Below are 15,281 nucleotides of genomic sequence, written 5' to 3'. Positions count from 1 at the left end.
ATTTTTAAATTAGTCTATTAAAACAATTTCAAAGCTCTTAGGCCATAATTTCCCAGTCACTATAAAACTTCCTCTTTCTTCTAAATAAGCAATCCCATTTAAGACATCAAGTTGATGCTCATATTGATCTTTATCTATAATATTTTTTAGATCAAGATAAGCTTTAACTTGAGCTTTTTTAGGATCAATCTTCACAATATAATCCTCTAACCAGATATTTGCATACAAATACCCATCTAAGTACTGGAGTTCATTAATGTTTTGCAGGGGAACTCCATCAGCAGTTATGGCAATTTTTTTTACTATTTCAAAAGTATCTGCTTGCCGGTAATAAATAAATTGGCTGCCATCACTCATAATTAAATAGTTTTCATTTGCAGTTAAACCCCAACCTTCTCCCTGATAATTAAATGTTTTTATTAAATTAAAATCTAAATCATAAACAAAGGCAGTATTTTCTCGCCAGCTTAATTGATATATTTTATTATCAAAAATTGTGATTCCTTCAGCAAAATAATTTTTCCCAAGTTGGATTGATTTAATTATTTCACCACTTTGATAATCTGTTTTGCGTAGAGAAGAACTTCCATACTGACCTGTACTTTCATAAAGATATCCTTGGTGGAAAACTAAACCTTGGGTAAAAGCATCAATTGCATGAGGATAAACATTTATTATCTCATAATTAATTGCTTTTAGTTCTGAATCTAGATTTTCGTTTTGCAGGGAAGCAAAAATATGTATTTGCGTTAATATTAAACTATTCAGCAGGAGCAAGAAAACCATTATAATAATTATTTTAACTGTCTTTTTCATTTTGACTCCTTTACAAATGCTTTAATTGTGTGAGCTTTTAAAAGTGCTTGATTAATTATTATTTTCTTTATTGAGCTTTTAAAACCTTTATTTTTGCTCTTTTAAAATATTTTGACATAAAATTCTTAATAATATATAATATAATCAATTAATAGTTGAGTTGAGTTTAGAAAAAAATATAAGAGGAGAGATGAGTTGAGATGAGAACAAGAGATTTAGCACAGGCGGCTTTATTGGTGGCAGTGGCAATGATTTTGAGGACTTTAACTCCCCCCTTGGTATTGGGTATGAAACCTGATGTAACCCTGGCGATGATGTTTATTATTTTAATTATCAAAAGGGATATTAAATTAGGTTTTTTGGTAGCTTTGTCTACCGGTTTGTTTACAGCTTTAACAACCACTTTTCCCGGGGGACAGGTAGCAAATATTATAGATAAATTACTTACCTTTGTAATTGTATATAATTTAATACCTGTTATTACAAAGTTTGCCTCAAAAAGAGTTGCTGCAGGGATTACAACTGCAGTTGGAACAGTTATAAGTGGAAGTTTGTTTCTGACTATAGCTTCTTTATTAGTTGCGCTACCGGCTCCATTTATGGTTTTATTTTCAACAGTGGTACTACCGGCAGCAGTAATTAATACAGTAACAGCAGTTGTACTCTTTAGTGTGGTTGATTTTGCAATGGATATCGAATATAACCAGGCCGAAAATGAAGCTGTATAAAAAATTATATTATAATTTTTGGAGTCCTTAATTAAGGGCTCTTTTTTTGAAAATATAGTTGCATGTGCAACTAATATATGATATTATATAAAAAACAAGTTGCAGCTGCAACTAAATCTGAGGTGATAATTATGCAGGTAGATGCTCCAATTGGAAAATGGATAGCAAAATTATATAAGCATCATGATCAATTTGTTGACAAGTTAATGGAGCCACTCAATATTAATCATAGTGAAGGGAATATGCTGGTTCATCTATATAAAGATGGAGATGGAATAAACCAAAAAGCTTTAGAAGAGAACTTGGGAGTAGATAAAGCTACAGTTTCTCGCTCAGTTAACAGTTTAATTGAAAAGGGTTATATCCGTAAAGAATCATCACCAAAAGATGGTAGGGTGAATTTAATTTTTTTAAGCAGAAAAGCAAAAGAAAAGCAGCAAAAAATCAAAAGTATTTATCAAAAATGGTTTGATTATTTTTTAGAAGAGATACCTAAAAAAGATGCTAGAAAAGTAATTGAAACTTTAGAAAAGATGTATGAAATGGTACAGGACAAAGTAGATTAGAGTGCTCGGGAGGTATAGTGATGAAAAGAATTTTAAAGCATAATAAGTTGATAGTAACTGTAATCTTAGTGATTACAATATTTTTTGCCTTACAGTTACCAAAGATAGAAATAAATAATGATATTGAGGTCTTCTTACCAGATGATCATGTTTCTAAAGTTACTACTGAAGAAATAGAGGAGATATTTGGTGAAAATGATGGTGTAGTGACTGCAGTTAAGTTTCAAGAAGGTAGTATTTTTGATTATCACAATCTAAGTAGAATAGAAAATATGACAAAGGATTTAGAAAACATTGCAGAGGTTGATGAGGTAACCTCACTGACAAATGTTGAGTTTATAGAAGGAACAGCAGAAGGAATGTTGGTTGAGGATTTAGTCCCTGAACTACCCAGAACAGAAAGTGAGAAATATCAGATTAAAGAAAATTTATTGAGCTGGGATCTTTATAAAAATAATCTTTATTCAGATGATTTTCAAGCTACCCAAATTTTAATCACCCTTAATGAAGGGCTTTCAACAGAGGAAGAAAATGCTGCATATTATAAAATTGAGGAAGTAACAGAAGAACATAATAATAGAGGTTTAGAAAGCTATATTTCAGGAGCTACAGCGATTAATGTCAGAATGGGAGATAGTATGTTAGAAGACATACAATATTTAATTCCCTTTATTATACTTGTTTTAATATTAACCTTATATATATTTTTCAGAAAAATTTTGCCCGTTATTTTAATTATGCTCAATGTAACGATCAGCAGTATTTGGGCAGTTGGATTGATGGCTTATCTTGGTGTTAATTTAACCCTTGTCTCAACAGTGATACCTGTGTTATTGATTGCAGTTGGAAGTGCTTATGGAATTCATATTTTAAGCCATTATTATGATTATTTAGCCGAATATGATGGTCAGATTGATCAAGTTAAACAGGAAGAATTAGTACTTAAAACAGTTAAACAGCTAGGTAAACCGGTCTTTCTTGCTGCTTTAACTACAGCAGTAGGTTTTGGCTCACTTGCTTCAAGTGAAATTATTCCGATCAGAACCTTTGGTATTTTTACAGCTATAGGTATTTCAACCGCTTTTATAATATCTCTGTTTTTAATACCGTCTTTATTGATCTTAATTTTCTCATTGCAAAAAGATAGTTCCAAGCTTAATTATCAAAAAATAGATTATTTTGAATCAACGATTTTAAAATTACACAAATTTTATTCAAATAAGAGAATTTCCATAATTATAACTGCCCTAATCATTATTATAGTTTCAATTATGGGTTTAAATAGAATTGTAATAGATACACCTTTAATTGAGATGTTTAAAGAAAACAGCCAAATTAGACAGGCAGATGATTTTATCAACAAAAACTTTGCCGGTACAACTATTATGAATGTGATGATTGAAGGAGAAGATGTGGGTAGCCTTAATCATCCCCAAATATTAAAACCGATGGCTGATCTGCAAAACTATATGAGTTCATCTTTTGCAGAGGTTGGAAAAATGTCCTCTATTGCCGATTATATAAAAAGAATGAATCAGGTAATGCATTATCCGGATGAAGAGATTGCTGAAGAAGAAAGAAATGATCAGCAAGGAGTTGATGATGGGGCCAGCTTCTATAATCAAGAAGATGGAGTAGATAATAATGATAATGCTAGTTTTTATCAAGAGAATGATGAGGGAGATACAGGCAGTTTTTATGAGGAATCAGAATCTCAAAGTGATGAATCTAGTTTTTATGAGGCAGAGCCTGAAGCAGAGGAAGCTCTTGAAAGAGAGATAATGCCCGGTCCTGATAAAGATCAGAATTTGAGTGAATATGACTTTATGATGCTTTTAAATAGAGCCTTGGCAAGGGCTGATAGGCTAGATATCACAGCTGATGAGTTGGTTAATCTGCTTAATCAAGAAATGAACTTTCAGGCTGCAAATTATTATGAAATACCACATGATTTAGAAAAATATGGAGCTCAAAGAGAGGAAAATCTTCAAAATCTGATCTCACAATATTTATTGCTTTACTCAGGCAGCCTAGATGATATGATAAATGATGATTTAGAACCGGATAAAGCACAAATCTTAGTCCAACTTAATGACCCCAGTACCATTGTAGCTGGAGAGGTTAGAGAGGCAATTTTAAATTATACTGAAGATAATTTTCCTGATGGTTACCAAACCACAGTTTCAGGTAATGCAGTGATGGCCCAGGCGGCAAATGATTTAATTGTTAGCAGTCAGACAAGAAGTATTTTAATCTCATTTATAGTGGTCTTTTTAATAGTAGCCTATTCTTTTAAATCATTAATTGCTGGAATCTATGGGATTGTTCCCCTGGCCTTTGCTCTTTTGATTAATTTTGGTTTAATGGGTTATAGTGGGATTAAGCTTGATGTAGGAACAGCGATGGTAGCTTCTATTGCAATTGGTATTGGAGTAGATTATACAATTCACTTTCTCCACAGCTATCATAAAGAAAGACAAAAAAGTGATGATTTATTTTTAGTAACCCAAAATACTTTAACTTCAACAGGTAAGGCAATTATCTTTAATGCTATCTCTGTTGCAGCGGGCTTTCTTGTCCTTCTCTTTTCAAACTTTTATCCATTGGTTTATTTAGGGCTTTTGATAGCAGTTACTATGTTTTCTTCATCAATAGCTGCTTTAACAATTTTGCCTTTGATGCTCAATATATTCAAACCTAAGTTTATTCAAAAAGAAGTTTAACCCAAGACTAAAAGGAGGAATTAATAATGAGAAAATTATTTAGAAATTCACTAAAAATTACTGCTTTGATTTTGATGATATTAACGGTATTTAGTCTTTCTGCACTAGCTGTTGATGGTAGAGAGGTAATGGAAAGAGTAGATGAACGTGATACAGGTGATACCAGACATGCATTAATGGGAATGGATTTAATAGATGAATCTGGAGATGTGAGATCTAGAGTTATAGAAGTTTGGTCAAAAACAGCTGACCAAGAACTTGACTTAGATAAAACAGTAATGGTCTTTCATGAACCTTCTTCCGTTAGAAATACTCGTTTTTTACAGGTAGAAGTTGATGGAGATGATGATGACCAGTGGATTTATTTACCTGATTTAGGTAGGGTGAGAAGAATTTCTGGTGCCCAGGGTGAAGACTCTTTTATGGGATCGGATTTCACCTATGATGATATGAAATCAAGAGAACTAGATGATTTTGAATATGAGCTCTTAGGTGAAGAAGAATTAGGTGAATATGAAACTTATGTTGTAGAAGCTATACCTAAAAACCCGGAGGAAGAACAGTACAAAAAGACTATTTCCTGGGTTACAAAAGAACATTATATTCCGGTTAAAGTAGAAATGTATGATCATGATACAGGTGATTTATATAAGGAAATGACGGTTGAACACAATATAGAAAAAATTGATGGTATTTGGACTGTCTTTTCTACAACCATGAAAGATTTGGATTCTGGTCACAGCACCCGTCTTTATGTTCAGGAAAGAAATGGAGAACCATTGATAGAATATAATGTAGATGTTAGTGATCAAAGATTTACTCAGCAGTTCTTAAGAACAGGTCGGTAAATTTTACTTGAACAGAATAAATTGTGATTAGTTAAGTTTAAAAGGGAGTGATATAATGCTTAAAAAAGATAAATTAACACTATTATTATTCTTGGTTATTTTGCTGTTTTTTTCAGCTTCAACTGCAGCATTCGGAGGTGACTTTTATACTCAGGATACTCAGGTGAGTATTGATGGAGATATTTATCCTGAATTTAGGATCTTTAGTGATAGTGGTGATATAGAAGAAAACTTGCGGGGTGAACTTGATATTTCTTATCCTGGCAATATCCATGAGTTTAAAGTGCTGCTTGATTTTCAAGTAGGTGCTGCAGAAGAAATAGATTTTTCTGAAGCATTTTATAGATATTATGGAGATAATTTTGAAGTGCTGATCGGAAAAAATAGAGTAGTCTGGGGTGAGGGAGATCAGGTTCATGTTGTTGATCATATAAATCCCGAAGATTTAAGTGATTTTATAAATCCCGATTATTTAGACAGACAGCTTGGAGAAGAAATGATTAAGATCGACCGCTATTTTAGGGGTGGTAATGCCAATCTAGAATTTATCTATACCCCTGATTTTAATGGTAATCGTCTGGCAAATGATCCTGACAGCCCATTAGGTAACTGGATTATTAATCCTTTTGCTGCTGAGCTAAGTTTTGGTGAGATATTAGCTGCAACTGATTACAGAAGTGAAAAAGAAATAATAGACAAGGTAGAGTCTTCAATTCAAGATGAAGATAATCAATTTGCCCTTCGTTTTACAGACAGCCGCAGAGGGACAGATTATGGTTTCAGTTATTATAGGGGCTATTTAAGAGAACCTAGTTATGACAAGACTGCTATTGATAGTCTTAACAATGGTTTTGATCAAAGCGATTTTGAGACAGCACTTGATGAGGCTAATATCCACTATGATGAGGTAGATGCTTTTGGCTTTGAAATGGCCAGGGTTATTGGAGATATTAACAGCCGCTTTGAATTAGCCTATTTGAGAACAGATGACACTTCTGGTGATGATCCTCTAACTAGAAATAATAGGATCGCCTGGGTAGTTGGTGGAGACAGAAATCTACCCTATAATAACCTAAATTTAAACATCCAATTTACTGGTGAAAAAATTCTAGATGATGATGCAATAGCAGATAATGAATTGCATATAGACTATGATGAAGATGGTGACTATACAACTCATCGAGCTATAGTTAAGCTTGAAGACAGCTATCAGAATGAAAGAATAATACCTCAGTTAACCTGGATCTATAATTTCAAGGATAATGACTATAGTTTGGAAGCTGCCGTAGATTATGAACTACAGCAGGATTTAGAACTGCAGTTATCACATAAAATCTTTAGAGGAGATGAAGGTACCCCTTTTGGCCAATTTGAAGATAATGATTTTACTTCAATTGCGCTGAAATATAGTTTTTAAGCAGATGCTTAAATATAATAAATGAGCCATTAAGATATAATTATCCTCTAATTGTAAAACAGTTGACAATTTTATAGCGAATAGTTATAATAGTTTTGTGAAGTTTTTTTTAAGTTTATAAATTTTTAGTTGAATAGCAGGAGGTGAACTACTTAATGGCTCATGTGATTAATGATGACTGCATTCTATGTGGTGCCTGTGCACCTGAATGTCCTGTTGAATGTATTAGCGAAGGAGATACTCAATTCGTAATTGATGCTGACGAATGTATTGATTGTGCAGCATGTGTACCTGTTTGTCCTGTCGATGCTATTAGTCAAGCTTAAAGTTATTTAGATGCCGGAGTGTTTGCTCCGGTTTTTTTCTTTATTAACTATTGTTTTTTCTAACATAGAATAAGCTGAAATATTTTAGAGTTATAATTAAAGCAGGATTTGATTGTTTTTTAGAGAACTTTAACTATTGTAGGGATATAAAATTATTATATTATAAATTAAGTATGGAAACTAATTAAGGAGATGAACTTTGAATGCAGGAATTAAAAAAGGTCGACCCTGAAATTGCAGCTATAATTTCAGAAGAGGATAAAAGGCAGGTTCAAAATATTGAGCTGATTGCTTCAGAGAATTTTGTTAGTCCAGCAGTAATGCAGGCAGCTGGATCTGTTTTAACAAATAAGTATGCAGAAGGTTATCCAGGAAAAAGATATTATGGTGGTTGTGAAGTTATAGATAAGGCAGAAGAACTTGCAATTGAGAGAGCTAAAAAATTATTTGATGCAGAACATGCAAATGTTCAGGCTCATTCTGGCTCACAGGCAAATCAGGCAGTTTATTTTTCTCAAGTACCACAAGGTGGTACCATTTTAGCGATGGACCTTACTCATGGTGGTCATTTGACCCATGGTAGTCCTGTTAATATGTCTGGAGAATATTATAATTTTGTTCATTATGGAGTTACTAAAGATAAAGAGATTATAGATTATGAGCAGGTAAGAGCATTGGCTAAAGAACATAAGCCGGATATGATAGTTGCCGGAGCAAGTGCCTATTCAAAAGTAATTAACTTTCATACTTTCAAAGAAATAGCTGATGAAGTTGGAGCTTTATTCACAGTTGATATGGCTCATATTGCAGGACTTGTTGCAGCAGGTCTGCATCCAAATCCTGTACCTGTGGCTGATTTTGTCACAACTACAACTCACAAAACTTTAAGAGGAACCAGAGGTGGAATGATACTTTGTAAAAAAGAATATGCAAAGGCAATCGATAAGGCCATTTTCCCTGGTATTCAGGGTGGTCCTCTGATGCACATTATTGCAGCAAAGGCTGTTTCTTTTAAAGAAGCACTAACAGATGAATTTTTAGAATATCAGCAGCAGATTATAAATAATGCAAAAGTGCTGGCTGAAGCAATAAGTAGTTATGGAATGAGACTTGTTTCAGGTGGTACAGAAAATCATATGATGCTTGTAGATTTAACAAATATGGGGATTACAGGAAAAGAGGCAGAAGAAGCCTTAGATAAGGTAGGAATAACAGTTAATAAAAATACAATTCCTTTTGAAACAAGAAGTCCTTTTGTTACAAGTGGAATTAGAATTGGTACCCCAGCTGTTACAAGCCAGGGAATGAAAGAAAAAGATATGAAAAAAATAGCAGAATATATCTTTGAAGCACTGAAAAATATTGAAGATGAAGCAAAATTAAAAGAGATGAAAAAAGAAGTACATGCTTTCTCAGCTCAATTTACAATGAACTAAAAAGCACAAAATTTTGATCTCTAATGAGCCGGGGAGACCCGGCTATTTTTATAATAAAAGGTGGTAAAAATGAATATAAAATTAATATCTTTTGATTTAGACGGAACTCTTTTAAGTGATCAACACCAATTAGATGAAAAAACGATTGAAGCAGTCCAGGCTGTCCGCGCCAAAGGGATTAAAACTTTGATAGCTACTGGTAGAATGTATATTTCTGCTAAACCATATGTAAATTCTTTAGAAATGAAAGATCCAATTATAACCTATAATGGTGCTCTTGTAATGAATCCACTTTTGGATGAAGAAATTTATCATTCGCCAATTCCTTTAGCAATTGCCAAAGATATCAGCAAAAAGGTAAAAGAATTTGATTATTATTTGCAGACATTTCTTGATGATACACTTTATGTGGCAGAAAAAAATGATTTCACCCTCAAATATGAAAATATTGCTGGAGTAGAAGCTCAGGTTGTTAATGATCTGACTGATTTTATGGATAAAGGACCAACTAAAATGTTGATTATTGAAGAAGATGAAGCAGTTCAAATAGAAATCCAGAATTTTCTCTTAGATAATTTTTCTGATCAAATAGAAATTACCTCCTCTTATCCATCATTTCTGGAAATAACTAAAAAGGGTATTTCTAAAGCTGTACCTTTAGAAAGATATGCTGCAGAAAATAATCTAAAAAGGGAAGAAATCATGGCTTTTGGAGATGGACTAAATGATCTAAAAATGATTGAATGGGCTGGACAGGGAATTGCAATGGAAAATGCTCATCCTGCTTTAAAAGATGCTGCTGATGATATAGCCCAAAATAATAATCAGCTTGGAGTAGCAAAATATTTAAATGAAAAATTTGATTTAGGTTTAGAAATTAATTAAAATTATTATCATTCTACAAGAGAAAATAGATGTGTTATAATTAAAGCAGCATTTAAAGTTTAATCAGGAGGGGTTTGCCTTGGAAATATTCGCTGTTTTAAAATACAGTTTTAAAAAATTTTATGAAAACCTATTTAAACTTTTTATATTAGGAATTAGCTGGTTTATTTTAACTGCACTGTTTTTGTTTATGATATTTTTTGCTGTTTCAACTGGCTATTATCTTTTATTACCAATACCTTTGCTTTTATTAGGCCCCTTATTTTTAACAGCTTTACATGGAGTTAATCAACTTTTAGAACAGAGGGAGTTTTCTTTAAAAGAACTAGCTAGTTTTTTTAAAAAGAATTTTTGGCGGGGTGTTTTAGCCTGTATTTTTAGTATAATTATTTATCTTATCCTTTTGTTTGACCTGCGTTTCTTTTTGCTGCAGGGGCAGCAGAATACCTGGCTTTTGGCTTTTGCTTTTTTATTTGGTTATTTACTAATCTATTTTTCTATATATGAAGCTTATTTATGGGGTTTATTAGTTATTCAGCCAGAAAAATCACTTAAAGATATATTTAAAAATGCTGTTGTCTTAAGCCTAGATAATATTGTTTTTTCTTTAGTCTGGTTTTTAGCTTTATTTTTGCTTTCATTTTTTCTGTTTATAATTGGATTTGGCCTACCAACAGCATTTATTGGAATTATTGGCTCTATGATTTTAAAAGGCAATAAAGAAATGCTGGCAAAATATTAATTTAAGTAAATTTTGAGGGGAGAGTTGGCATGCAGGAGTATTATCTTGGTTTGGATTTAGGTGGTACAAAAATATTAACCGGCTTAGCGGATAAAAACGGTAAGATTTTAGCTCGTTCACGTAAAGATACTGAAGCTAAGCTTGGGGAAGAAAAGATCATTGCTAATATGGTTGCTAGTATAGAAGAGGTATTAGCTAAAAAAAATCTTCAAGCAGAAGATATAATTGCTCTGGGAATTGGAAGTCCAGGCCCCTTAGATGCTAAAAAGGGGATAATTATAGAAAACTCTAATCTACCCTGGAAAAATGTCCCCATTGTTGAGAAAATAGAAGCAGCAGTAGGAATTAAAACCCTACTTAAAAATGATGCTAATGCTGCTGCTTTAGGAGAAAAATGGTTTGGGGCAGGTAAAGAGGTTGATAATATGGTTTATATAACTATTTCAACTGGAGTTGGTGGAGGAGCTATAATTAAGCAAGAATTGTTTAGCGGAGTTAATGATAATGCCTGTGAAATTGGTCATACTGTGGTTGATCCAGATGGTCCCCTATGTGGCTGTGGAAACCACGGCTGCCTGGAATCTTTTGCTTCTGGAACAGCAATTGCTCGGATGGCTCAAGAGGCAGCTGCTGAAGGCAAAAGTAAAAAAATGCTCGATCTAGCAGATAATATTGTCGAAGATGTTGATGCAGCAATCTGTGCTCAGGCTGCTTATCAGGGTGATCAGACAGCAAAGGCTATTTTTGCTGAGGCTGCCTTTTATCTGGGGATTGGTCTAGCAAATTTAGTTAATATTTTTAATACAGAAATGATAATTTTAGGAGGAGGAGTTATGAAGTCAGCTGATCTCTTTTTAGATAAAGCTATAGCAACTATGAGGGATAATGCCTTACCTGGACCACTGGAAATTGTTGAGCTAAGAGAAGCTGAACTGGGATCTGATATTGGTTTAATGGGCGCTATTGCGGTAGCAATGGAGGATAGGTTGATAAAAAATGGCTGAAGAAAATGAAGTAATGGTCTTAGATATTTTTAATCGTTTTGATTTAGAAATTAAGGCTGGTCGAAGTGGGATTAAAAACAAAGTTAATGTTAGTGATATTAAAAGACCGGGAATAGAGTTAGCCGGTTTTTGGGAACATTTTTATCCTGAGAGAATTAATTTGATCGGCACAACAGAGCTTTCGTTTTTAAGAGGTTTAGATGAGGATGTTTTTATAGAAAGAATTGATGAATATATATCATATGATCCGGTTTGTATTATAGTAGCCAGGGGTGAAGAAATACCTAATTATCTGCTTAAAAGAGCTGAAGATAAAGGGATTCCTATTTTATCAACTCAAATTTCTACAACTAGATTTAGCAGTATGCTTTTAAATTATTTGGAAGAAAAATTGGCTCCTATAACCGTTATTCATGGAGTTTTAGTAGATATTTATGGGATTGGAGTTTTAATTAAAGGTGAAAGTGGAATTGGTAAAAGTGAAACTGCGATTGAATTGGTTAAAAGAGGTCATCGTCTGGTAGCTGATGATATAATTGAGATAAAAAAAATTGGGGAATTACGTCTTTCCGGGAGTGCTCCGGAAAATGCCCGCTATTTCTTAGAGATGCGGGGAATAGGAATCATCAATGTGAAAACTCTCTTTGGGGCTGGTGCTGTTAAACATGATGCTCCAATAAATTTAGCTGTTCGCCTGGAGAAATGGGTAGAAGGTTATGATTATGAAAGATTGGGTTTAGATGACCAAAAAACAGAGATTATGGAAATAGAAATTGATGAAATAATTATTCCTGTTAAACCTGGTCGTAATCTGGCCCTGGTACTTGAGGTTGCAGCAATGAATTATAGGCTGAAAACAATGGGTTATAATGCAGCTGTAGATTTTACAGAAAATATCATGAAAAAATAATCTATAACAGCAGAGGTGTTTAAAAATGACTTTAATTAGCAGAAAAATCTGGCAAATAATATTCTTCTTATCAATAGTTATTTTCCTTATTTCTTTTTTAATGACAGCTGTTTATGCAGCTGAATATAGGGTTGTTTTTAACCACCTTGATGCTCGAGGAGATGATTTTGGGCCAGGAAATTATGAATATCCTTTAAATCATATTTTTCATGAGGCAGATAATATCTTTGATATCCAGGCTTTAACAATTTTTGAATCAGAACATAGTTATCGCTTTCGCTTTTCTTTTGGCAGTTTAACTGATCCCTGGAATTCAGAGTATGGGTTTTCACTGCCACTAATTGAATTATATATTGATAATCAAAATTCAGGTGCTAATCAACCTTTTCATGAGGGAGCTAACATAACTTTTGCCGAAGATTTTAATTGGAATAAATTTTTAAAGATTAGTGGTTGGTGGGCCAGATTATATACTCCGGAAAGTGAAGAGGAGTTTCTTGATTTAAATGAACTAGCCCTTGATGATAAGCATCAGGCTCAAAGTGCAGAAATACTTAGAGATGGTGATGATTTATATCTTACTTTAGCCAAAAGTGAGTTAGGCTCATTAGATAATAGCTCAGTTGTGCTTTTAATAGGTAGTTTTGATCCCTTTGGTTTTGATTATTATAGAGATCTTTCTAGACGAAGACAGCTGTGGAAGATTTATACCGAAACAGATTTGGATTTAGATAAAGCTCCTCGAGTTATGGATATTTTAACTCCAGGACCTTATAATCAGCGAAATATTTTAAACAATGAACTGGCAGAAGTACCAGCAATTAGAGTTAAAGCTCCTCTGCCTGAAAGAAGAAGAGGAATTATAGAGTTTTTTATGATTGAAAATTTATTAATAGTTTTTGCTTTTCTTATTTATTTAGCTTTAATCAAAATAATTGCATATAAATTTGACTATAATAAATAATATCAGTTTATTTTCCCTTTGAGGTGAGAAGATGAGAGATGATCCAATTAAATTTGCTAAAAATATATTAAAAGATGTTTCTCGGAGTTTTGCTTTAACTATACCTATGCTTGATAATATAATTAAAGATGAGGTCTTGATTACTTACCTTCAGGATAGAATTTTAGATAATTTTGAAGATGAAATTCATCCAGCAGATATTGAGCTGCAGAAAAAAATGATGGATAAAGTGAGCAGAGTGTTTTCAACTGAAGATTATGATCGTCAGGCAGATTTTAGAGAGATCAAAGCCCAAAATAATTTGATTGCAGATCAGGCTTTATCTAAGTTAAATGATAACATTGATATTATCTATCAGGCATATCAAAATTTTGATTTAGAGATCCAAAAAAAATCACATAAGTGGCTGCAGGAAATGAATCTCGGCATGCAAAAATATTTAAATAAAACAGTAGAAACTTTTAGAGAACTGGATGAGTATTGTTATTATGTAGCTGGAACTGTTGGTGGGTTTTTAACCGAGCTGATTATTTACAAATTAGATCTTAGTCAAAAAGATCAAGCTATTCTTTTAGAAAACTTTAATGAGGCCGGCCTTTTTTTGCAAAAAGTTAATTTAATAAGAGATATTAAAGATGATCTAGAAAATAGAGAAAAACACTTTTGGCCTTTAAAAGAGTTAAAGCTAACCGAAGCTGAACTACTTGATAGAGAAAACGAAGCTAAAACAATGGCAGCTTTAGAAAAAATGCTGGAGGATCTAATCAAACATACAGCAGCTTTAAAAAAATATTATCAAGCTTTACCAGAAAATTTAAGCGGCTATAGGAAATTCTTTGCAGTTAATAATGCCCTCGGTTTAGCTACAGTTGAGAAGTTAAGAGACAATCCGGCTGTTTTTTATGGTGATAAAGCAGTTAAGGTCTCTAAATTAGCTTTTGCCAATATATTGCGAGCACCAGAAAAATATTTTTTAAAACATTGTTCTAAACACATCAGAGATTAAATAATTATTGTGGTTGTGGCAGTAAGATAAATTGAAAGGAGCTAAACTTTTAAAATGGATTTTTTATTGATCACAGGTATGTCAGGAGCTGGTAAATCACTTGCTTTAAATCATTTTGAGGATCGAGGCTATTTTTGTGTAGACAACTTACCACCTGCTTTAATTTCTAAATTTGCCGAAATCTGCTTACAGTCTAATTTAGACAAGATTGCCCTTGTCAGTGATATTCGAGGTAGAGAATTTTTCAATGATCTTTTTGCAGAACTGGGAAAATTAAAAGAGCTGGAACTAGATTATAACATCTTATTTCTAGAGGCTTCTGATGATATTTTGATTAGAAGATATAAAGAAAGTAGAAGGCGTCATCCACTTGATGAAGAGGGAAGGGTGCTTGATGCGATTCAGCAGGAGAGAAAAATCCTGGAAGAACTAAGAGGTAGAGCAAGTAAGGTTATTGATACCGGAGAATTAAAAATTGCAGAACTACAGGAGGAATTAGATAATTTATATATAACTCAAGATAATAAGAGTTGTCTGCAGCTTAGTTTAATATCTTTTGGTTTTAAATACGGAATACCTCGTGATGCCGATCTGGTTTTTGATGTCCGCTTTCTAGCCAATCCATATTATGTAGAATCACTTAAAGAAAAAACTGGGAAAGATAAGGTTGTCCAGGATTATATCTTAAAATGGCCTGTTACCGAAAAATTTTATGATAAATTTTTTGATTTGATTAAATTTTTAATTCCTCAATATAAAAATGAAGGAAAAAGTCATCTTTCAATTGCCGTTGGATGTACTGGTGGTAAACATAGATCTGTAACCACAGTCTTAAAATTATCTGAAGTTTTAGCAGATGAATCTCTAAACTATAATATTGAGCATCGTGATATAGACAAATAATGATGAT

The 15,281-nt window shown here is 33.0% G+C and carries 15 protein-coding genes; 14 read left to right on the top strand and 1 reads right to left on the bottom strand.

What is annotated here, in order from left to right:
- Positions 1-9: 9 nt before the first annotated feature.
- Positions 10-816 (bottom strand): glutaminyl-peptide cyclotransferase, encoded by an 807-nt coding sequence (locus LJ207_RS03860; protein WP_229344235.1) that lies wholly within the window; start codon positions 814-816, stop codon positions 10-12.
- Positions 817-1,016: 200 nt separating this feature from the next.
- On the opposite strand from LJ207_RS03860, the gene LJ207_RS03855 reads away from it, so the two are divergent.
- From LJ207_RS03855 to rapZ, 14 genes are all read left to right on the top strand, one after another.
- On the top strand, positions 1,017-1,544 hold the full coding sequence (locus LJ207_RS03855; protein WP_229344233.1) for a tryptophan transporter: 528 nt from the start codon (positions 1,017-1,019) through the stop codon (positions 1,542-1,544).
- A gap of 77 nt (positions 1,545-1,621) precedes the next feature.
- Positions 1,622-2,110 (top strand): MarR family winged helix-turn-helix transcriptional regulator, encoded by a 489-nt coding sequence (locus tag LJ207_RS03850; RefSeq protein ID WP_229344231.1) that lies wholly within the window; start codon positions 1,622-1,624, stop codon positions 2,108-2,110.
- Positions 2,111-2,130: 20 nt separating this feature from the next.
- Complete coding sequence (locus LJ207_RS03845) at positions 2,131-4,833, top strand: efflux RND transporter permease subunit (RefSeq protein WP_229344229.1); 2,703 nt, start codon at positions 2,131-2,133, stop codon at positions 4,831-4,833.
- Between the two features lie 26 nt (positions 4,834-4,859).
- Positions 4,860-5,681: an outer membrane lipoprotein-sorting protein gene (locus LJ207_RS03840; RefSeq protein ID WP_229344227.1), complete on the top strand. Its 822-nt coding sequence runs from the start codon at positions 4,860-4,862 to the stop codon at positions 5,679-5,681.
- A gap of 55 nt (positions 5,682-5,736) precedes the next feature.
- A complete protein-coding gene (locus LJ207_RS03835) occupies positions 5,737-7,098 on the top strand; it encodes a DUF1302 family protein (RefSeq protein ID WP_229344225.1) in 1,362 nt (453 codons plus the stop codon).
- A 155-nt stretch (positions 7,099-7,253) separates the two neighbouring features.
- Entirely contained in the window at positions 7,254-7,424 is a 171-nt protein-coding gene (fdxA, locus tag LJ207_RS03830; RefSeq protein WP_229344223.1) for a 4Fe-4S ferredoxin, read from the top strand.
- Between the two features lie 203 nt (positions 7,425-7,627).
- The gene (gene glyA / locus LJ207_RS03825; RefSeq protein WP_229344222.1) at positions 7,628-8,860 is read left to right on the top strand and encodes a serine hydroxymethyltransferase; all 1,233 of its coding nucleotides are present in this window, start codon (positions 7,628-7,630) and stop codon (positions 8,858-8,860) included.
- A gap of 69 nt (positions 8,861-8,929) precedes the next feature.
- Complete coding sequence (locus tag LJ207_RS03820; protein ID WP_229344220.1) at positions 8,930-9,745, top strand: Cof-type HAD-IIB family hydrolase; 816 nt, start codon at positions 8,930-8,932, stop codon at positions 9,743-9,745.
- 79 nt (positions 9,746-9,824) lie between these two features.
- Positions 9,825-10,487, top strand: a complete 663-nt coding sequence (locus LJ207_RS03815; RefSeq protein ID WP_229344218.1) for a hypothetical protein — start codon at positions 9,825-9,827, stop codon at positions 10,485-10,487.
- Positions 10,488-10,516: 29 nt separating this feature from the next.
- The gene (locus tag LJ207_RS03810; protein ID WP_229344216.1) at positions 10,517-11,491 is read left to right on the top strand and encodes an ROK family protein; all 975 of its coding nucleotides are present in this window, start codon (positions 10,517-10,519) and stop codon (positions 11,489-11,491) included.
- Entirely contained in the window at positions 11,484-12,401 is a 918-nt protein-coding gene (hprK, locus tag LJ207_RS03805; RefSeq protein ID WP_229344215.1) for an HPr(Ser) kinase/phosphatase, read from the top strand. The genes LJ207_RS03810 and hprK overlap by 8 nt, the downstream gene beginning before the upstream one ends.
- A 25-nt stretch (positions 12,402-12,426) precedes the next feature.
- Positions 12,427-13,365 carry a glucodextranase DOMON-like domain-containing protein gene (locus LJ207_RS03800; RefSeq protein WP_229344213.1) on the top strand — a complete coding sequence of 313 codons (939 nt, stop codon included), beginning with the start codon at positions 12,427-12,429 and terminating at the stop codon, positions 13,363-13,365.
- A 31-nt stretch (positions 13,366-13,396) separates the two neighbouring features.
- Positions 13,397-14,371: a squalene/phytoene synthase family protein gene (locus tag LJ207_RS03795; RefSeq protein WP_229344211.1), complete on the top strand. Its 975-nt coding sequence runs from the start codon at positions 13,397-13,399 to the stop codon at positions 14,369-14,371.
- Between the two features lie 54 nt (positions 14,372-14,425).
- A complete protein-coding gene (gene rapZ, locus LJ207_RS03790; protein ID WP_229344210.1) occupies positions 14,426-15,274 on the top strand; it encodes an RNase adapter RapZ in 849 nt (282 codons plus the stop codon).
- The last annotated feature ends 7 nt before the right edge of the window (positions 15,275-15,281 follow it).

The sequence above is a fragment of the Halanaerobium polyolivorans genome (assembly GCF_020711195.1).
Lineage (GTDB): Bacteria > Bacillota > Halanaerobiia > Halanaerobiales > Halanaerobiaceae > Halanaerobium > Halanaerobium polyolivorans.
This window is presented reverse-complemented; position numbering and strand designations above follow the sequence as displayed.